Annotated in this window: 12 protein-coding genes and 1 riboswitch; of the genes, 10 read left to right on the plus strand and 2 right to left on the minus strand. The window is 36.6% G+C overall.

Features of this window, described 5'->3' with window-relative positions:
- Positions 1 to 2: 2 nt before the first annotated feature.
- From LQV47_RS03560 to pckA, 6 genes are all read left to right on the plus strand, one after another.
- Positions 3 to 1,943: a putative porin gene (locus LQV47_RS03560; RefSeq protein ID WP_230033948.1), complete on the plus strand. Its 1,941-nt coding sequence runs from the start codon at positions 3 to 5 to the stop codon at positions 1,941 to 1,943.
- Positions 1,944 to 1,955: 12 nt separating this feature from the next.
- The gene (bshC, locus tag LQV47_RS03565) at positions 1,956 to 3,542 is read left to right on the plus strand and encodes a bacillithiol biosynthesis cysteine-adding enzyme BshC (RefSeq protein WP_230033950.1); all 1,587 of its coding nucleotides are present in this window, start codon (positions 1,956 to 1,958) and stop codon (positions 3,540 to 3,542) included.
- A 38-nt stretch (positions 3,543 to 3,580) separates the two neighbouring features.
- Entirely contained in the window at positions 3,581 to 5,524 is a 1,944-nt protein-coding gene (locus LQV47_RS03570) for a LysM peptidoglycan-binding domain-containing protein (protein WP_230033952.1), read from the plus strand.
- A 70-nt stretch (positions 5,525 to 5,594) separates the two neighbouring features.
- A complete protein-coding gene (fabD, locus tag LQV47_RS03575; RefSeq protein WP_047484973.1) occupies positions 5,595 to 6,470 on the plus strand; it encodes an ACP S-malonyltransferase in 876 nt (291 codons plus the stop codon).
- 10 nt (positions 6,471 to 6,480) lie between these two features.
- Complete coding sequence (locus LQV47_RS03580; RefSeq protein WP_230033954.1) at positions 6,481 to 7,386, plus strand: GYDIA family GHMP kinase; 906 nt, start codon at positions 6,481 to 6,483, stop codon at positions 7,384 to 7,386.
- Positions 7,387 to 7,513: 127 nt separating this feature from the next.
- Positions 7,514 to 9,130: a phosphoenolpyruvate carboxykinase (ATP) gene (gene pckA, locus LQV47_RS03585; RefSeq protein ID WP_230033956.1), complete on the plus strand. Its 1,617-nt coding sequence runs from the start codon at positions 7,514 to 7,516 to the stop codon at positions 9,128 to 9,130.
- 133 nt (positions 9,131 to 9,263) lie between these two features.
- Here pckA and LQV47_RS03590 read toward each other — a convergent pair whose 3' ends face one another.
- Positions 9,264 to 9,671, minus strand: a complete 408-nt coding sequence (locus tag LQV47_RS03590; RefSeq protein WP_230033958.1) for a type II 3-dehydroquinate dehydratase — start codon at positions 9,669 to 9,671, stop codon at positions 9,264 to 9,266.
- Positions 9,672 to 9,910: 239 nt separating this feature from the next.
- A riboswitch (SAM riboswitch) is annotated at positions 9,911 to 10,008 on the plus strand.
- 83 nt (positions 10,009 to 10,091) lie between these two features.
- On the opposite strand from LQV47_RS03590, the gene LQV47_RS03595 reads away from it, so the two are divergent.
- Positions 10,092 to 13,025 carry a TonB-dependent receptor gene (locus LQV47_RS03595; RefSeq protein ID WP_230033960.1) on the plus strand — a complete coding sequence of 978 codons (2,934 nt, stop codon included), beginning with the start codon at positions 10,092 to 10,094 and terminating at the stop codon, positions 13,023 to 13,025.
- A gap of 17 nt (positions 13,026 to 13,042) precedes the next feature.
- Positions 13,043 to 14,536, plus strand: a complete 1,494-nt coding sequence (locus LQV47_RS03600) for a RagB/SusD family nutrient uptake outer membrane protein (RefSeq protein WP_230033962.1) — start codon at positions 13,043 to 13,045, stop codon at positions 14,534 to 14,536.
- Between the two features lie 113 nt (positions 14,537 to 14,649).
- On the opposite strand, the gene LQV47_RS03605 is transcribed toward LQV47_RS03600, so the two are convergent.
- Entirely contained in the window at positions 14,650 to 15,117 is a 468-nt protein-coding gene (locus LQV47_RS03605; protein ID WP_230033963.1) for a hypothetical protein, read from the minus strand.
- Between the two features lie 203 nt (positions 15,118 to 15,320).
- Here LQV47_RS03605 and LQV47_RS03610 point away from each other — a divergent pair, with 203 nt between their 5' ends.
- Both LQV47_RS03610 and LQV47_RS03615 read left to right on the plus strand, forming a co-directional pair.
- Positions 15,321 to 15,644, plus strand: a complete 324-nt coding sequence (locus LQV47_RS03610) for a DUF6660 family protein (RefSeq protein WP_230033965.1) — start codon at positions 15,321 to 15,323, stop codon at positions 15,642 to 15,644.
- 132 nt (positions 15,645 to 15,776) lie between these two features.
- Positions 15,777 to 20,141: a CusA/CzcA family heavy metal efflux RND transporter gene (locus tag LQV47_RS03615; RefSeq protein WP_230033968.1), complete on the plus strand. Its 4,365-nt coding sequence runs from the start codon at positions 15,777 to 15,779 to the stop codon at positions 20,139 to 20,141.
- Positions 20,142 to 20,205 lie beyond the last annotated feature (64 nt).

Here is a 20,205-nt window from a genome sequence, read left to right on the forward strand (position 1 = left end):
TAATGAAGTACATCCTTTTCATACTCATCTTCTTTGGTTTTGTGAGCAAAGCTCAGGTTGTGGATAAAACAGATCCTAGCAAATCAACTCAAAAAGAAGAAGATACCCTGGTCATAGACTCCGGGAAAAAAGACTCCTTAAAAATTTTTAAACCTACCATCAACGATTATCAGTATCAAACCCAGTTTTCAGAAAAGAAAGTTTTTGATACGGTAATGACTTTTGATAAAACCCATATCTTTTCACAGTATAACAACCGTGATAATTTTGGAAGAGCCCAGCCTGCTAACATCGGAGCCGGCTTCAATCCACTCGTATTTGAAGTAAATCCCGAGCAGAATTTATCTTTACTCCCTTCCAATAAATCTTATATGATTCTGGGAGCTGATGATGTGAAATATTATGATGTAAAAACGCCTACCGCCTCATTCATCTACCATACGGCAATGAAAAACGGTGCTGCATTAAATTCAACCTATACCCAGAATATAGGGAAAAGATTCAATTTTGCTATTGAATATATGGGACTGCGCTCTCAGGGGTTTTACAGGAATTCTTTAGCGGCAAATAACAATACTATATTTTCAGGGCACTATACCTCAAAAAGTGGAAACTATGAGCTATTTGCCCATTATCTTCACCAAAATGTAAATAACCAGGAAAGTGGAGGACTTGTAGAAGATAATCTGTTTCAAAACGGAGACAGTAATTCTAACAACAGGCAAAATATGCAGGTGAATCTGGCTTCCAGCAGCTCGCAGTTTGCTTATAGAAGGTACTATCTGAGCCATCAGTTTACTCCATTTAATGCAGAAAAATTTCCTTTCAGCATAAGGCATACCATTTCCCACCAGGGAAACAAATATTATTATAACCAGGGAGCTCTGGAGCAGTATTGGTATGCTGAACCAACAGATTTAGTTAATGGATTTCCTTTGGCAACCAAAAAATATTCGGAGAACTTCAGCAATACAGTAAGTCTGGTTTTCAATAATGAAAAATTCAAACTGGATGCCGGAGTTCGTTATCAGGTTCTGAAATTTGGAATTAATGACGCTGTTATTGCCAATGGGGTACCTTTCCCAAATGAGCTTAAAGAAAACAGGATTGGAGCTGTCGGAAATTTACAGGTAAAACTGTTGGATAAGATACAGCTGAATTCATTTTTAGAATTTTCAAACGGAAGCCAGTTTAAAAGCTATCTTAAAACGACGAATAATCTGAAATTTGAGCCTATAAAAGATTATTTTGTCAATGCAAAAGTAAACTTCCAAAGTGCTTACCCTTCATTTAATTATTTATTAAATACTTCTGTTTACGGCAAATATAATTATTATCTTGAGAATGCCAAGAATCAGTCGGTAACGGAAATTGGAGGAAGCATCAATCTGAAGTGGTTCAAGACGGAAATTTTTGCTAATTATTTTAGAATTGATAACTACACTTATTTTGACAGCAATGCTAATCCGAAACAGAGCGAAAGTTCATTGAACATTTCTCAGATCGGAGGAGATGCAACCTTCAGCTACGGTAAATTTCATCTAAATACAAGACTGCATTTCCAAAATGCATTAACGAATAAAGAATTGCTTCCTATGCCTGGTTTTATCGGAAGAGCTAATTTCTTCTTTCAGACACAGGCATTTAAAAAAGCTGCAGAAATTCAGGCAGGAGTTAAAGTGTATTACTTCTCTAAATTTGCATCCCGGGAGTATTTTCCAATCCTTAATGAATATATTCTGCCCAATGCAAATTCATTTTCCATTGGTGGGCAGCCTATTGCAGACCTTTATGTGAATATGAAAGTTAAAAAAATGTTCTTCTTTATTGAAGGACAGCAGATAGGAACTGTTATTTCCAATAACAAAGCATATGCATTTCCACATTACCCTGTATATGACTTCAGGTTAAATATCGGAATTGTGTGGTATTTGTTCAACTAAAAACAAAACAAGTTGAAAACAATTAATAAAATATCATTTAACGATATAGAAAGCATTCCCCAATTGATAAAAGATTTTTTGAATCAGAAAATTGAGGGTTTTGAAAATAATACATTTTCTTTAGATCATTTCAGAAATCAGATTGAACTGAAGAAAGAATCATTCTTATCCGGACAGAGGCAAATATTGTATAATGTATTAGAAAAACAGCTTTCAGATCTCAATCTTTCTTCAAAACAAAAGGGAAATCTGGAAAATCTCAGACTTCCCAATACATTTACCATTACAACCGGTCATCAGCTGAATTTATTTTCGGGACCTGTTTTCTTTGTCTATAAAATTCTACAGACCATTAAAACCTGTACTTACCTGAAAGATAATTTCCCGGATTTTAACTTTGTACCGGTATATTGGATGGCTTCGGAAGACCACGATTTTGCTGAGATCAATCACTTTAAAACTGAAAACAACTACTACGAAACCCATGAGAAATCAGGTGGGCCTGTAGGAAGAATACAGATCACGGATACCTTTTTTATCACGGAATTTGAAAAAGAATTTAAAGATTCTGTTTTCGGTACCGAGCTGATCTTAATGCTAAAAGAATCCTATAAGCAAGGAAATACTCTGACGGAAGCTATTAAAACATTGGTTAACCGTCTTTTTTCAGACTTTGGTCTTATGATTTTAGATGGAGATTCTAAAGAGTTAAAGAATCAGATTAAAGATGTTTTTAAAGATGAGCTTCTCCACTGTAGTTTACAAAAAGCGTCAAAAAATAAAGTAGATTTCCTCACGGAAAAATATGGAAAAGTACAGGTAAATCCAAGAGATATCAATCTTTTCTATCTTACCGAAACAAGAGATAGAATTGAATATAACGGGCAAAAATATACTATTGTAGATACAGATATTCAGTTTACACAGGAAGAAATATTAGCTGAACTTGAAAATAATCCTGACAGATTCAGTCCGAATGCTTTGATGCGTCCTGTATATCAGGAAAAAGTATTGCCAAACCTTGCCTATATTGGAGGAAATGCTGAAATCATGTATTGGCTGGAACTTAAAGACTATTTTTCAATAATTAATATTCCTTTTCCTATTTTGATTCCAAGAAATTCAATGCTTTTCCTGAAAGAAAAAACACTGGGAAAAATTGAAAAGTTGGATCTTAGCATAGAAGACTTTTTTCAGAATTTTACTATCATTACCAACCGTAAAATTTTAAATGATAATACCATTTTAAAATTACTGGAAGAAAAGGAAGAGCTTTTAATCCATAGTTTTTCGGAGCTGAAAGCAACAGCATCTACCACGGAGAAATCTTTTGGTAACCTCGTGAATGCTGAAGAAGTAAGACAATTGAAATCATTTAAAAGAATGAAAAAACGTTTGCTTCATGCCGAGAAAATAAAACAGGGCGAATTGCTGGAAAGACTTGAAAATCTGTTCCTCAATGTACATCCTTCCAAAACCTGGCAGGAGCGGGTATATAACTTTAGTACATTCTTTTCAGATGAAGGATATTCATGGCTTGAAAATTGTTTGGAAGAAATGGTGGTTCAAGAATCCAAATTAATAATTGTTGCCATTTAATTTTAAAGGAGTATTTTTGTAAATTATAATTATCGAATATGATAAAGAGGTTTTTTATTCTATCTAGTTTATGTATGGTTTTGGGCGTTTCAGCTCAAAAATCTCATACGGTTGTACAAGGTGATAACCCTTACAACATCGCAAAAAAGTATGGAATAACTGTAGATGAATTGCTGAAGCTAAACCCAAAGTTTAAAGACGGCAAATTGGCTATTGGAGATATTTTAACAATAAAATCAGATAAAGTAACAGCTCCTGTTGTTACCAAAACTGCCGTAGCTGAAAAAGTAAAAACCAATACAAATGCTTCGCTTGGAAAAATTGTTTTACAGCCAAAGCAAACGATCTATGGAATTACCAAGCAATACAGAATCTCGGAAACTGATTTAAGAAAACTGAATCCTGAATTGGATTCTCACATGAAAATCGGAGATGAGATCACATTGCCTCTTACAAGCATAAAAAAATATGGAGATGGCCAGCAGGTTATTGCTACTGAAAAACCGGTAGAAACTCCAGTAGAAAAAGAAGGTACTGCAACTCCTCCAGCTGTTGCTGTAGAAGGAGAGACCTATGTAATTCAGGCTAAAGATAATTACTACAGAATTACCAAACAGTTTGGAATCACGCAGCAAGACCTTTTTGCTTTAAATCCCGGATTAGAAGAAAAAGGATTAAAGCCCGGAGACTCCATCAAAATAAAGAAATCAAATACATCAGATACCGTTGCTGAACCTGTCAATCCAAAGACAAAAATAGATTCAGGAAACGAAAAATCTTCATCATCCAATGTGGTTGTAGGAGATGACTATGTAACCTATACTGTTCAGCAGGGAGATACTGTATTCTCTATTGTTAACAGGTTTGGAGTGAGTATTGATGATTTGATCGCTCTGAATCCGGATCTTTCACATGGACTGAAATCAGGAATGGTTTTAAAGATCAAAAAGCAGGATCCTGCTTATGTGAAGAAAAATGGAGATGCTTTGAGCGTAGTGTTGATGCTTCCGTTTGGTTACAGCACCAACGAAACTCAATACCGGGGAATGGCATTAGACTTTTTAACCGGAGCTAAACTGGCTATTGAAAGAAACGCAAGAGGTGGTCAGAAACTGGATATAAAAATAGTGGACTCCGGAAACGAGGCTTCATTTAAAAATTCTCTGACACAGATTAACCCGGACAATACCGATTTGATTATCGGCCCATTCTTTAAGTCTAATGTAATTGACGTTTTGGATTTCACCAGAAATCAAAAAATTCCAATTGTAGCACCATTCGCTAATTCTCCGGAATTATACAATTACAGCAACCTGATTATTGTTGAAACAAACAATCAGACGTATGCCGATAAAATTGTTGAAGAAGTAAAAGCAGTATATTCAGATCAGAAAATATATGTGGTTGCAGATCCTAAGAAAGAAAATGCAAACTATATTAAAGCAGGTCTTGAAAAATCTGTTAAAAATCCAAATATTGTTATCGTTAATTCTCCGGCAGAAATTCAGCTGGATCAGAATATGATGACAGGGCAGTCTGCCCCGGTTATTGCTGTTTTAGCTAATGATAATGATAGTATGGGTGATGCTTTTGCCAACAGAATGATTGCTCTTTCTAAAGAAGCACAGGGAGTGAAAGCTTTCAGCTTATTCTATTCTCCGGTTTTTGAAAAGAAAGTAGATGAACTGAGCCAGGCAAACCTTGTATACCTGATGGATAGAAAGATCAATACTGACGGAGGATTTGAAAAAGAAATTCTGGCAGCCTATAAAACAAAATACTGTAAAACACCTCCAAAATATGCAATTGTAGGTTTTGATGTGGTGAATGATATGCTGACAAGAGAGAATAAAAAAGGAGAAATCTTTAAGCAGATGAATAAAGTTCAGACTCAGCTTGCAACAAAATTTGAGTTTGTAAAATCTAAAGCTAACGGTGCTTACGTAAACACCGGATACAGAGTAATCAGGCTGGTTCCCTAAATGATTTATATCTCTTTAACAGTATATTGTTAACAATATAGTTATATTTGCATAATATTTAATTCAGTACATGAAAGCACTTGTATTTCCTGGGCAGGGTTCTCAGTTCGTAGGAATGGGAAAAGAATTGTATGATTCTAGAAAAGATATCAAAGATCTGATGGAATCTGCCAATGAAATTTTAGGTTTCGATATTCTTTCCATTATGTTTAACGGAGCAGATGAGGATCTTAAGAAAACAGAGGTTACCCAGCCTTCAATTTTTATACATTCAGTAGCAGCATTAAAAGCAGTAAACGGTCTTGGAGCTGAAATGGTAGCAGGACACTCGTTAGGAGAGTTCTCTGCATTGGTAGCTAACGGAGTTTTATCTTTTGACGATGGTTTGAAATTAGTATCTGAAAGAGCTAAAGCTATGCAGGAGGCTTGTGATGCAAATCCAAGTTCAATGGCAGCTATTCTAGGACTGGAAGATGCCAAAGTAGAAGAAATCTGTGCTCAGATCAATGGAATTGTAGTTCCTGCCAATTATAACTGCCCGGGGCAGCTTGTAATTTCGGGAGAAACGCCTGCAGTAGAGGAAGCTTGTGCTAAATTGAAAGAAGCAGGAGCAAAAAGAGCATTACTACTGGCTGTAAACGGAGCTTTCCATTCGCCATTAATGCAGCCTGCACAAGAAAGGCTAGCTGCAGCCATTGAGAAAACAAAATTCAGAAAAGCTACTATTCCGGTATATCAGAATATTACCACTACAGCGGTAACAAATCCTGATGAGATTAAACAAAACCTTATTGATCAGCTTACCGGTCCTGTAAAATGGACACAGTCTGTTCAGAATATGATCAAAGATGGAGCTTCTAATTTTGTAGAAGTTGGACCTGGAAAAACCCTTCAGGGGCTGATCAAAAAAATTGACGGATCTGTAGACGCTGTTTCTGCAATCTAAAATAAAAAATATGAACGCGATATTTTCACCGGGCAAGCTTATGCTTACTTCAGAATATTTCGCGATAGACGGAGCTCTTGTCCTGGCGGTACCTACCAAGCTTGGACAAGAGTTTTTTTTTGAAGATAGAAATGACCACAAATCCCTGATTCTTTGGGAAGCATTTCATCAGAACAAATTATGGCTAAAGGCTGTTATAGATTATAAGAATTGGCAGATTCTTGAAGCCAATATTCCTGCAAGCGCTGAATTTATTCTAAAAACATTAAAGAATGTACAGCAGCTTTCCGATATAAAATTCAAAAACGATTGTACTTACCATTTAAAAACAAATCTTCAGTTTCCTGCGGATTTTGGACTTGGAAGCAGTTCTACCTTAATGAATAATCTGGCAGAATGGGCCAGAATTGATCCTTTTTATTTGAACTCCATCAGTTTGGGAGGAAGTGGATATGATGTTGCAGTCGCAAAAGAAAAATCTGCTGTTCTTTTTCAAAGTAAACCGGAAATCAAATATGAGAAGGTAACTTTCAGTCCTCCTTTTAAAAATGAATTGATTTTTATTCACCTGAATCAAAAACAAGATAGCAGGGAAGGAATCAGTTTTTACAAGTCAAAAAAGAGATCTCCGGAATTGGTTGATGAATTTTCAGATATCACAAAGAAAATTTTGTTATGCAGTGAATTGCAAAATTTTTCTAAGCTAATGGTGATTCATGAGCAAAAAATTTCCAATTTTCTTGAAATTCCTACAGTTAAAGAGAGATTATTCTCAGACTGCCCTTGTTTTGTCAAAAGTTTGGGGGCATGGGGTGGAGATTTCGTGATGAGTGCTAAATTTGGGGGCTATAAAGACTATTTTTGGGAGAAGGGTTTTACTAGTGTTTTTGAATGGCAAAATATAATTAATTTATAATCAGTAATTTACAAGCCCCTTTTTTTATTTGCGATTCTGACTTATATCAGTATATTTAAACCACCTTTAACAAATAATTAATATTATTTTTGTTGAACTCAATAAAGAAATAGAAAATATAAGTAAAATGAAAAACACTAAAATCATCCAGGATTTAGAGAAATTAGGGATTAAAGGAAACTATGAAGTAGTATATAATCCTTCTTATGAAGAATTATATCAGGCTGAAGTTTCTCCTGAAAATCAAGGATTTGAGAAAGCTGAGCTTACAGAATCTGGCGCGGTATCGGTAAAAACAGGAATTTTCACAGGTCGTTCTCCTAAAGACAGATATATTGTTCAGGATGATGTTACAAGAGATACAATTTTCTGGGATGGTAAAGTAAACTTACCTACCACTTCGGAAATTTTCGGGTCTTGTAAAGAACTAGTGATGGATCAGCTGGCAGAAGCAAAAAAAATCTATGTGGTAGATGCTTTCTGTGGTACAAATGCTGATACAAGACTTAAAGTAAGATTTATTGTTGAAGTGGCATGGCAGGCACATTTCGTGACCAATATGTTCATTCGCCCTTCTCATTTTGAGCTTGAGAACTTCGGAGAGCCTGATTTCACTGTAATCAATGGTTCTAAAACTACGAATCCAAATTGGGAAGCTCAGGGTTTAAACTCTGAAAACTTCATCATGTTCAACCTTACTGAAAAACTACAGATCATTGGTGGTACTTGGTACGGAGGTGAGATGAAGAAAGGAATGTTTGCAATGATGAACTATTACCTTCCATTAAAAGGTATGGCTTCAATGCACTGTTCTGCAAATGTAGGAGAAGAAGGTGACGTTGCTTTATTCTTTGGTCTTTCAGGAACGGGTAAAACTACTTTATCAGCAGATCCGAAAAGATACCTGATCGGTGACGATGAGCATGGATGGGATAATAACGGAGTATTTAACTATGAAGGAGGATGCTACGCTAAGGTTATCGATTTATCAAAAGAAAAAGAACCGGATATCTTCAGAGCAATCAAGAGAGATGCACTTCTTGAAAACGTTGTTGTGAACAATGGAGTGGCAGATTATACAGACGGATCAATCACTGAAAACACAAGAGTTTCTTATCCAATCTATCATATCAACAAAATTGTATTGCCATCTAAGGCAGGGCACGCTAAAAAGATTGTTTATCTTTCAGCAGATGCATTCGGAGTACTTCCTCCGGTTTCTATCCTGAATGAAGATCAGGCTCAGTACCATTTCCTTTGCGGTTATACTTCAAAACTTGCCGGAACAGAAAGAGGAATTACAGAACCTCAGCCATCTTTCTCACCTGCATTTGGTGAAGCATTCCTTACATTACACCCTACAATGTATTCTAAAACGTTGATCGGTAAAATGAAAGAGCACGGTGCTAAAGCTTATTTAGTAAATACAGGTTGGAACGGTACAGGAAAAAGAATTTCTTTAAAAGATACAAGAGCAATCATTGATGCTATTATTGACGGTTCTATTGATAACGCTCCTAAAACTCAGGTTCCCATCATGAATCTTGAAATTCCTACCGAACTTCCAAATGTTTCTGCAGGTATTCTGGATCCTAGAGATACTTACGGTAATGTTTCCGAGTGGGAAGAAAAAGCAAAAGACCTTGCTTCAAGATATATTAAAAACTTTGAACAGTACTGTGATACTGAAGCCGGTAAAAAACTAATTGCTTCAGGACCTCAATTACAGGGACAGACTATCTAATAAGATTGCTTACAACATACACAAAAGCCTCATCACTGATGAGGCTTTTCTATTTTCAAATAGATGAATTGCTTATTTTTTCTACAACGCAATCATTTGCAGAATTTGCTAAATCTGAGGAGAAACTGAGAAATTATTTTAATCCCAGTAATGCCAATCTGTATCCCTCCATTCCGAAGCCAGACAAAACAGCATCGGTATTGGCGGCAGTCACAGACTTTTGCCGGAATTCCTCTCTTTTATAAATGTTGCTGATGTGAACTTCCACTTTAGGTTTCTGAATATTTTTTAAACAATCTGCTATGGCATAAGAATAGTGTGTGAAAGCACCTGGATTGATGACAACAGCATCAAAATCATCTTCCTGAAGCCTGTTGATAAGCTCTCCTTCAATATTTGATTGATAATATTTTAATTCATAAGAATGAAACTCGGATTTTAAATTTTCCAAATAAGTTTCCATGGAGATTGTTCCATAGATTTCCGGTTCTCTGGTGCCTAAAAGATTGAGATTAGGCCCGTTTATAATTAAAACTTTCATTCTATAAAATTAAAACTTTTTCCTTTAAAGAGTAGAATTTTATTTTTTTTCATTTTTCTCCTTTGCATTATCTATAATGATATTTGTCATGTTTGTTAAAGTGCCAATTTTTATAAGTCCTTATTTTACCGGCTTTTTAATAAAATATTAAGTTAATTTTTGAAAAATTATCATGAAAAATTATAAGTCTACTTGTTTTGTAGACTAAATATTTCTAGATTTGCAGTCATATTTCGATCGGCTTATAAAGAAAGATGGAGGGAACTGACCCAATGAAATCTTAACAACCTGCTCTTGTGCAAGGTGTTACATTCAGCCTTTAAAGGAAAAATAAGCATTAGGTTTATCGTATTTATCGATGCCCTTTGCTGTATTATCTGCAAAGGGCAAAATTTTAATATATGATAAACAAAATTGATTATGATTAATAAAAATTTGATTAGCTCAAAAATTTGGATTCCCCCTGTAGCGGTATTCTTTTTAGGAATTGGAAGCATACACGGGCAGGATACCAAAGCTAAAAAAGATACACTCAATGAGAAGGAACTTGATGAAGTGGTAGTGGTAGCCTACGGAAAGGCTAAAAGAACCAGCTATACCGGTTCTGTGGCAACTATTTCCAGTGATAAGATTAACAACAGACCTGTTACCAATATTACCAAAGCATTGGAAGGACAGGTGGCGGGAGTACAAACAACAAGTTCTTCCGGACAGCCGGGATCTACAGCTACAATCAGGATCAGGGGAATTGGCTCTATCAGTGCATCCAGCGATCCTTTATATGTGGTAGACGGTATTCCTTTTGACGGAAATCTGAACTCTATAAGCCCTAATGATATAGAATCAATCAGTGTGCTGAAAGATGCTACGGCAAGTGCTCTTTATGGATCAAGAGGGGCTAATGGGATCATCATTATTACGACCAAGTCCGGTAAAAAAGGAGAAGCCAGAATCAACTTTAATATAAGCCAGGGTTTTTCCAGCAGAGCGGTAAAAGACTACGAACAGGTAAATACAGATCAGTATTTCCAGCTGTATTGGGAAGCATTGAGAAACGGATACAGATCCAGTCAGGTCAATGGGCAGCAGGCAGCCCAGATGGCTACCAATAATCTTATCTCTGAACTGGGTATTAATCCTTATGGTGCTAATTATTCAAAACCTGTAGGTACAGACGGGAAATTGTTACCCGGAGCAACACCATTATGGAATGATGATTGGAGAGATGTTTTACAGAGAGTGGCTTCCAGGAATCAGGTAGATCTGGATATCAGTGGAGGAAGTGAAAAAAGCAATTACTTTTTCTCATTGGGATATCTTGATGATAAAGGGATTGCCATTGAATCCGGATTTAAAAAATACAGCACAAGGTTAAAACTCAATTCTGAAGTTAAGAAATGGCTGAATGTAGGGGTGAATTTAAGTTATACCAACAGTATTCAACAGGCTCCTACGTCTTCAGATTCCAATACAAGCAATGTTATCCAGGCAGCAAGATCTGTTCCTTCGTTTTATCCTTATTATGAGAGAAACCCTGATGGATCATATATATTGGATGGTGCCGGAAACAGAATTTACGATTTTGGAAAATACAGACCTACCAATGCTCTTCAGAATCAAAATTTAGCGGCAACTTTACCTTTAGATAAAAATGAAAATAAAGAAGATAACTTCTCCGGAAAAGGTTTCATGGACTTTACATTCTTACCGGAGTTGAAGTTCAGAACAAGTTTTTCCGTAGATTTAGTCAATTATAATGGACATTATTATTCAAACCCACTTATTGGGCAGGGTAGTGAGATTGGAGGATCGGTCACAAAGTCAAACAGCAGAACTTTATCTTATACCACGAGTAATATTCTGACGTTTGATAAAAAATTCGGGAAGCATCATTTTAATGTGTTGGCAGGTCAGGAATTTTATAAATATGATTATCAGACAATCTCGGGTACCCGAAGTCAGTTTTCACTTCCATACTATTATGAGCCGGATGCTGCAGCCTTGTTGGGGAGTTTCAGTGGAAACAGTGATAAGGTCAGCCTGCTAAGTTATCTTGGAAAAGTGGAATATGATTTTAACAATACCTATTTCCTGTCAGCCTCAGGAAGGGCAGACGGTTCTTCAAGATTCTTTGAGGATAACCGTTGGGGGAAATTCTGGTCTGTAGGAGGTTCATGGAAGATTTCTAACGAGGAATTTATCAAAAATCTGAATTTCTTTAATCAGCTGACACTTCGTGCAAGTTATGGAGGGCAGGGGAATGATAAATTATTACAGCCTAATAAACTACCTCTTTATTACGCTTACCAGGAGCTTTATAAATTTTATAACAACCTTGGTGAGCCTGGTGCCGTACTTGAGAAAGCGAGAACCAACGGCTTAAAGTGGGAGACGAATCTTAATCTGAACGTAGGATTAGAGTTTGCGGTTCTTAATAACAGAGTGAAAGGAAATATCGAATATTTTGAGCGAAAAAGCCAGGATCTTCTATTTAATATGCCAGTAGCTCCGTCTTTAGGGATTAATGATTTCCCGGCCAATATCGGAACCATAAAAAACACAGGTTTTGAATTCTCCCTTTTTACGACGCCAATCAAGACGGATGATTTCCAATGGAATTTAGACCTTAACCTGAGTACACTGAATAATAAGATTACGAAATTACCTAAAGGTTCTATCCTTACCGGAACGAAGCTGCTACAGGTAGGAGGTTCTGTATATGATTTCTATATTCCGGAATGGGCAGGGGTAGATGAAAGTAACGGAAGACCATTATGGAAAACCATTGGTACAGATGCTAATGGAAACACAGTGGAAGGAACTACTTCTGAATATGCAAAAGCAACAAGAACATTGCAGGGATCTGCATTGCCAAAAGTAACCGGAGGGCTTAGTACAAGTATTACCTATAAGAATTTCGACTTCTCGGGATTGCTGACTTTCAAAATCGGAGGTAAAATTCTTGATACCGATTATACCTCAATTATGCATAACGGAAGCGCCGGAGGTCGTGCGTGGAGTGTAGAAATGTTAAACAGATGGACACCGGAAAATCCTAATACGGATGTACCTGCATTGAGTACAATTACCAATAACTGGACGTCCAATTCTTCAAGATTCTTATATTCCGGAACGTATGCAAGACTTAAAAATGTAAGTCTGGGATATACTCTTCCTTCAGATTATTTTGAAAAACGTGGACTTAAAAAGTTCAGAATCTATGTTCAGGCAGAAAATCTTCTGACCTTCTATAAGCATAAAGGAATGGATCCTGAGCAGGCATTGGACGGTACTACTTATTACAGGTATCCTGCCATGAGAACAATTACTTTTGGACTTCAGGCAACTCTTTAACTTTTAAAATTGAAACAATGAAAAAATTAAAATATTTATCTTTTGCCTTACTTACAGCATGGTTATTGACCAGCTGTGAAAGTGACCTGGCAACAGCTCCTACCGATCAGGCTAATGATGTGGAAGTTTTTAAAACTGCTGAAAGTGCAGAAACAGTAATCAACGGAACCTGGGCCAGATTCAATGATGACGGAACTACTTATGCCAATATCGGGTATTCAACTGTTTTAAGAGCAAGTGATGCTATGGGAAGTGATGTGGCTGTACTGACTAATAAATATGGTTTTTCTTCTACCTATACATTTACAGAAATGGTCAATAATACAGCAAGCCGTCCATTATTTATCTGGTCGATGTTCTATTCTGCCATTAATAATATGAATAATGTGATTGCAAGGATTGACGGAACAGAAGGAAGTCAGGAAAAAAAGAATCAGGTGAAAGGCCAGGCAAAGGCTTTACGGGCTTTCTGTTATCTGAATCTTGCCAGTTTTTATCAGTTCAGTTACCTGAAAGATAAGACGGCATTAACAGCTCCAATCTATACGGAACCTTCAACGATAACTACTGTAGGGAAGAAAAGAGCAAGCCTGGAAGAGATCTATGCTTTAGTGAAAAATGATCTTACAGATGCTGATGATTTATTGAAAGATTATACGAGAAACAATAAAGATAAGATCAATCGTTCTGTAGTAAACGGGATCTTGGCAAGAACTTATCTGAATACAGGAGAATGGAGTAAAGCTGCAGCTGCAGCAAAAGTTGCAAGAGAAGGGTATTCTTTGATGGCTCCAGAGAAATATAAGGATGGTTTCAACGATATCAATAATGCTGAATGGATTTGGGGACACGGACAAACCCAGGAGCAGTCGGGGGCGAGTTATGCATTCCATTACCTGGATGTATCTTCTTCCGGAAGTTATTATTACAGTTTTATGGCTGATCCTTATTTTAAAGACCTCTTTGATGCTAATGATATCAGATATCAGCTTTTCTCATGGGATGGCCTTAAAGGGAGAGAAGGGTTGCTGAGGTATGCTAAGTTTAAATTTAAATCAGGGCTTATTGCTGATATCGTCTATATGAGAGCTGCTGAGATGTACCTGATTGAAGCGGAAGCAGAAGCAAGAAACGGAAATGTATCCCAGGCAGTCACTATTTTAAATCAACTAAAATCTGCAAGAAATGCTAATGTTTACAGTGGTTCTTTAGCTCAGAATAATGTGGTAAAGGAAATTTTAATTGAAAGAAGAAAAGAATTATTTGGAGAAGGTTTTTCTCTTTCAGATATCATCAGAACACAGGGGACAGTAGTAAGGAAACGTTTCGTAGATGCCAATGGAGAACCTGTTAAAGTTCAGGTTACCACACCGAACGGAACGGTAAAAACGGTTGATGGAAGAGGTCATACTAATTTTGCATTCCCTGATCAAACAGGATTTGTTCCGAATAGCAGGTATTACTTATTCAGCATTCCACAGAAGGAATTTGAAAATAACCCGAATTTATAGTTTATAACCCAATAATTAGATTTGATTTTTTTAAGCCACTGCACTTGCGGTGGTTTTTTTATTTTGATAAATGATTTGGTTGATAAATTTATAAATTATCTATGGTTAACAAATTATTTCCCCCTGGATCTATAATATACTAAAGAATCAAAAGTGTGCATAAAATTTTTAAAACTTTTAGTTTTTACAGTATCTATACTCTCTTTTTCGTTAAGAAAATGGCGAAAGTTTATTGATAAGGACCTTTTATTTGTTTTAATTATAATTGTATCATCAAGTTCAATAGAATTTGCTCTTTCTCCTATCTTTGTATTGTTATTAATAAGATAGATTTTATTCTTATCAAAACTTTTTCTTAAAAAAGTCCAATCCTTATCTGTTAGTTTAAACTTAAGCGTGTCAGAGGTATCAGGCTCGATCATAAGACTTGTTATGTAAATATCAGTTCCATTAACAGTCGAAAGATTTCTGTTTTGGTTTAAGATTTTAATGTCCTCGCTTAATATCTCTTTTTTTTCACAAGAAAATAGGATTGAACAAGTCAATGATATAATTAATGGCGTAGCAAAAAAAGGTTTCATTCTAATATAATTTTATTACTTGATTAGAGGGGTTTTTTAGAATATTTAAGTTATAATAATTGTCAGGATTTAAAATGTATTCAATGTAGTGATTGTTTTTTTATTTCATTATCAAACTTAGAATAATCAGAAACATTTCTGTATTGCATATTAAATATCCAAGGAGATGATCCATTTTAGAAAAAAGCTTTACCTTTGTAACAATGAATCTATTAAGATGGATACTGGCAATTTATTTCATGGCGTTATCATTAATGCCATGTGAAGATGTGTCCGCATCATTTGATTCAGGAGAAAAGAAAATATCATTAAGTATCCATGGAACTCATTCTACAGAGAAAGGAGATATCTGCTCGCCACTCTGTGCATGCAGCTGTTGCCAGATTGCAGTTTCCACATTTAAGATGGATCCTTTATTAGAGATTCCTGAGCAGATTCCTGCTTATTTTTCAAAGAAAATTCTGTTTCAGAAGAATGACTTTGCTTACCAGGTATACGATCCTATCTGGCAGCCTCCCAAAATTTAATTTTTATTGATCTTTAGAAAGTGATACTTTCTAAACATTACCTGAAACTTTGCAATACCGTTGCAGAGGTTTTCATGATATTTTTGCTGCAGCTTATAAGCTGCAGGCATTTCAATAAAATTCAATAAAATCGTGTTAGATAAAATCATAAAATTCAGTATTAAAAATAAGGTTGTGATTGGTATTATGACCTTGCTGCTGATCATCTGGGGAACCTGGAGTGCTACCAGATTACCGATAGATGCTGTTCCGGATATTACCAATAATCAGGTGCAGATTATTACAGCCTGCCCTACATTGGCAGGTCAGGAAGTGGAGCAGCTGGTGACCTTTCCTATAGAGCAGAGTATTGCCAATGTTCCGGATATTCAGGAAACGAGGAGTATTTCAAGATTTGGCCTTTCTGTGATTACCGTCGTTTTCAAAGAAGATGTCGATATTTACTTTGCAAGACAGCTTATTAGTGAACAATTAAAAAATGCCGTAGAAGAAATTCCTAAAGGAATAGGAACTCCTGAGCTGGCTCCGGTAAGTACGGGGCTAGGAGAAGTATATCAGTATATTCTCCATCCTAAAAAAGGAAGTGAGAAGAAATACAATGCTAAAGACCTTCGAACGATGCAGGACTGGATTGTCCGCAGGCAGCTCAACGGAACTCCGGGAGTGGCTGAAATCAACAGTTTTGGGGGAGAACTGAAACAATATGAAGTTGCTATCGACCCTAACCGCCTTAAAGCAATGGGAACCAGCATTACTGAAATATTTACAGCTTTAGAAAAAAACAACCAAAATACAGGAGGGGCTTATATTGATAAAAAGCCTAATGCCTATTTTATCCGTGGGATTGGTCTTGTGACTTCTCTTGAGGATATAAAAAATATAGCCGTTAAAAACGAAACCGGGAGTGTGCCTATTTTTATCAAAGATGTGGCAGATGTTCGTTTAGGAAGTGCTGTACGTTACGGAGCTTTGACCTATAATGGGAAAGTAGATGCTGTTGGAGGCGTGGTGATGATGTTAAAAGGTGCCAACAGTAATGAAGTGGTGGAAAATATTAAGTCGAAAATTCCGGTAATTCAAAAATCACTCCCGGATGATGTTGTCATAGAACCTTTTCTGGATAGAACAGATTTGGTAGATAGGGCAATTGGTACGGTTGAGAAAAACCTTATTGAAGGGGCTTTAATCGTTATTTTCGTGCTGGTGGTTTTTTTGGGAAATCTTAGAGCAGGACTTATTGTTGCTTCAGCAATCCCACTTTCATTGTTGTTTGCGTTAGGAATGATGAACGTCTTTGGCGTAAGCGCCAATCTGATGAGCCTTGGAGCCATTGATTTCGGGTTGATTGTGGATGGCGCAGTAATTATTGTGGAAGCTACTCTGCATCTTCTTCATCATAAAAAGTTTAATGGAAGTCTCACCCAGGTTCAGATGGATCAGGAAGTGGGAGCTGCTGCCTCTAAAATGATGAATAGTGCAATATTTGGACAGATTATTATCCTTATCGTGTATGTTCCTATCCTTACATTAGCAGGGGTAGAAGGGAAAATGTTTACGCCAATGGCTAAAACAGTTGGCTTTGCCATTATTGGAGCGACCATCTTGTCCGTTACTTATATTCCAATGATGAGTGCTTTATTTCTGTCTAAAAACATCTCTCATAAAGAAACTATTTCAGATAAGATGATGAACCGTCTGCAAAGGATCTATGAACCCTTACTGAAGAAAGCTATTAAAGTAAAATATGCCGTGGTTTCAGCTACAATACTTGTTTTTGTATTGGCTGCTTTCATCTTTAAAAATATGGGTGGAGAGTTTATCCCGCAGCTACAGGAAGGAGATTTTGCATTCCACTGTATACTGCCGCAGGGAAGCTCACTAAGCCAGAGTATAGAAACTTCTATGCAGGCTTCCAGAATTATTAAGCAATTTGATGAGGTGAAAATGGTCGTTGGAAAAACCGGTTCAGCTGAGGTTCCTACAGACCCTATGCCTCCAGAGGCGACGGATATGATTATCGTTCTTAAACCACAGGGCGAGTGGAAAAACAAAAAATCATATGATGAACTGGCAGATGAGATCAGTGAGAAACTGGAAACGATTCCGGGAGTCTTTTTTGAAAAAAATCAGCCTATCCAGATGCGTTTCAATGAATTAATGACAGGGATAAGACAGGATGTTGCCGTGAAAATATTTGGTGAAAACCTTGATTCATTAGCAGTATATGCAGATAAAGTGGGAAAAGTAATTCAAACGGTTGATGGGGCTACAGCTCCTCAAATCGAAAGGGTAAGCGGTCTCCCACAAATTAATGTACAATATGACAGAACAAGGATAGCGAATTACGGATTAAATATTGAAGATGTTAACAATGCCGTAAGTACAGCCTTTGCTGGGAAAGCTGCAGGACAGGTTTTTGAAAATGAAAGACGTTTTGACCTGGTAGTAAGGCTTGACAGTCTTCACAGAACAGATATTACAGATGTTAATAATTTAATGATTACCTCAAGTACAGGAATTCAGATTCCATTATCGCAGGTTGCGGATATAAGCTACAAACTAGGCCCTGCACAGATCAGTCGTGAACAGGGAAAACGTAGAATTGTGATAGGCTTCAATGTAAAAGGACGTGATGTAGAAAGTGTCGTGAAAGATATTCAGGCAAATCTGGATAAAAAAATAAAGCTTCCATCCGGATATTACTTCACCTATGGCGGACAGTTTGAAAATCTTCAGGAAGCGAGCAAACGTCTTACGATTGCTGTTCCGGTGTCGTTATTTCTTATTTTCATGCTATTGTATTTTACATTCCGCTCATTCAAACAGGCGGCTTTAATTTTTACCGCAATTCCTATGAGTGCCATTGGGGGAGTATTTGCTCTTCTTTTAAGAGATATGCCTTTCAGTATCAGCGCAGGAATCGGGTTTATTGCTTTATTTGGAGTGGCTGTACTTAATGGGATTGTTTTGATAGGAACTTTTAACCAACTTGAAAAAGAAGGGGAGAACGATATTCTGAAAAGAGTATTTGAAGGAACAAAAACCAGGTTAAGACCGGTTTTGATGACGGCTACAGTAGCTTCATTAGGATTTTTACCCATGGCTATTTCCACCGGAGCAGGAGCAGAGGTTCAGAAACCTTTGGCAACTGTGGTAATCGGTGGTTTGGTAACAGCTACCTTCCTTACTTTATTTGTCCTTCCTATGCTGTATATTATTTTTAATACCAAATTTTTTAAGCGGAAAAATAATAAAGCAGGAACATTTACCATCATTGTTCTCATAGGGTTTATGATGCTGGGACAGACATTCAAAGCACAGACCAGACCTATCTCTGTAGACCAGGCAATAGAAATGGCGGTGGATAATAACTTGGCTTTAAAATCAAAAGATTTAAGTATCAGGTCGGCAGAGGCATTAAGGCCTACGGCTAAAGAACTTCCCAAGTTGAGTGTTGAGACCCAGCTTGGACAGTACAACAGTCCGAAATTTGACCAGTCTTTTGCCATTTCACAAAGTATTCCTTTCCCAACGCTTTTTAAAGCAAAAAAGGAATTGATTAGTGAGAATATCAAGAGTAAGCAAATTGACAGAGAAATTACGGCCAACGAGCTGATAAGACAGGTTCGAACCTATTATTATCAGATTGAGTATTTTCAGTACAATAAAGCACAGCTTACCAATCTTAGCACTGTCTATGATGATTTTATAAGAATAGCCACCGTGAGATTTAAAGCCGGAGATATTAAAAAGATTGAAATTAATACGGCCGAAACTCAAAAAGGAGAAATTAACCTGTTGCTTAAGCAAAATGAAGTATATTTAAATAATGCGTATAAAAGTTTAAAAACACTTCTAAATACGTCAGATAATATTGAAGTGCCGTTTACAAAAGACTATGAACCTCTAAGGGCGGAAAATGTGCTGGATAGTGCTGCGGTAGCTAATAATCCGTCAGTAAGAGTTTTTTACCAGGAAATGGAAATGGCAGAGAAGAATAAAAAAGTTGAAAAATCTTTGGGATTACCGGACTTTAGCTTAGGGTATACGAACCAGTCGTTAATAGGTCTTCATACGATCAATGGGCAGGAAAATTTTTATGGATCTGGCAAGCGTTTCCAGTCTGCAACAGTAGGTGTGGCAATTCCTTTAACATTTGGAGCTACAAAAGCCAGAATTCAGGCTCTGGAATATGATAAGCAGGTCGCAGAAACCAATGCAAAAATGCAGCAGAAACAACTTTCTGCACAGTTGGAAAATGCTTTCAGCCAATATCAGCAGGACATTCAGCAGTATGACTATTATGTAGGCCAGGCACTGCCGAATGCGGAGAAAATTGTAAAAGCTGCCCAATTAGGATATAAAACGGGAGAAATCTCCTATGTGGAATACCTTTTTGCACTGCAGACAGCAACGAATATTCAGTTAAAATACCTGGAATCTATCCAACAGGTTAATCAATCTGTAGTGACCATTAATTCAATCATTAATAAATAATATGAAATCGCTAGTAAAAAAATTTTCCGGAAAACAAGCCTTAATAAAGCTGGCGATTACATCT

The sequence above is a fragment of the Chryseobacterium sp. Bi04 genome, from assembly GCF_918698085.1.
GTDB lineage: Bacteria > Bacteroidota > Bacteroidia > Flavobacteriales > Weeksellaceae > Chryseobacterium.

What these genes read in the sequence shown, in the direction of transcription:
- LQV47_RS03580 (WP_230033954.1), top strand. Translation starts at nt 6,481, where the DNA reads ATGAACGCGATATTTTCACCGGGCAAGCTTATGCTTACTTCAGAATAT.
- LQV47_RS03570 (WP_230033952.1), top strand. Translation starts at nt 3,581, where the DNA reads ATGATAAAGAGGTTTTTTATTCTATCTAGTTTATGTATGGTTTTGGGC.
- fabD (WP_047484973.1), top strand. Translation starts at nt 5,595, where the DNA reads ATGAAAGCACTTGTATTTCCTGGGCAGGGTTCTCAGTTCGTAGGAATG.
- LQV47_RS03610 (WP_230033965.1), top strand. Translation starts at nt 15,321, where the DNA reads ATGAATCTATTAAGATGGATACTGGCAATTTATTTCATGGCGTTATCA.
- LQV47_RS03605 (WP_230033963.1), bottom strand. Translation starts at nt 15,117, where the DNA reads ATGAAACCTTTTTTTGCTACGCCATTAATTATATCATTGACTTGTTCA.
- LQV47_RS03560 (WP_230033948.1), top strand. Translation starts at nt 3, where the DNA reads ATGAAGTACATCCTTTTCATACTCATCTTCTTTGGTTTTGTGAGCAAA.
- LQV47_RS03600 (WP_230033962.1), top strand. Translation starts at nt 13,043, where the DNA reads ATGAAAAAATTAAAATATTTATCTTTTGCCTTACTTACAGCATGGTTA.
- pckA (WP_230033956.1), top strand. Translation starts at nt 7,514, where the DNA reads ATGAAAAACACTAAAATCATCCAGGATTTAGAGAAATTAGGGATTAAA.
- LQV47_RS03590 (WP_230033958.1), bottom strand. Translation starts at nt 9,671, where the DNA reads ATGAAAGTTTTAATTATAAACGGGCCTAATCTCAATCTTTTAGGCACC.
- LQV47_RS03595 (WP_230033960.1), top strand. Translation starts at nt 10,092, where the DNA reads ATGATTAATAAAAATTTGATTAGCTCAAAAATTTGGATTCCCCCTGTA.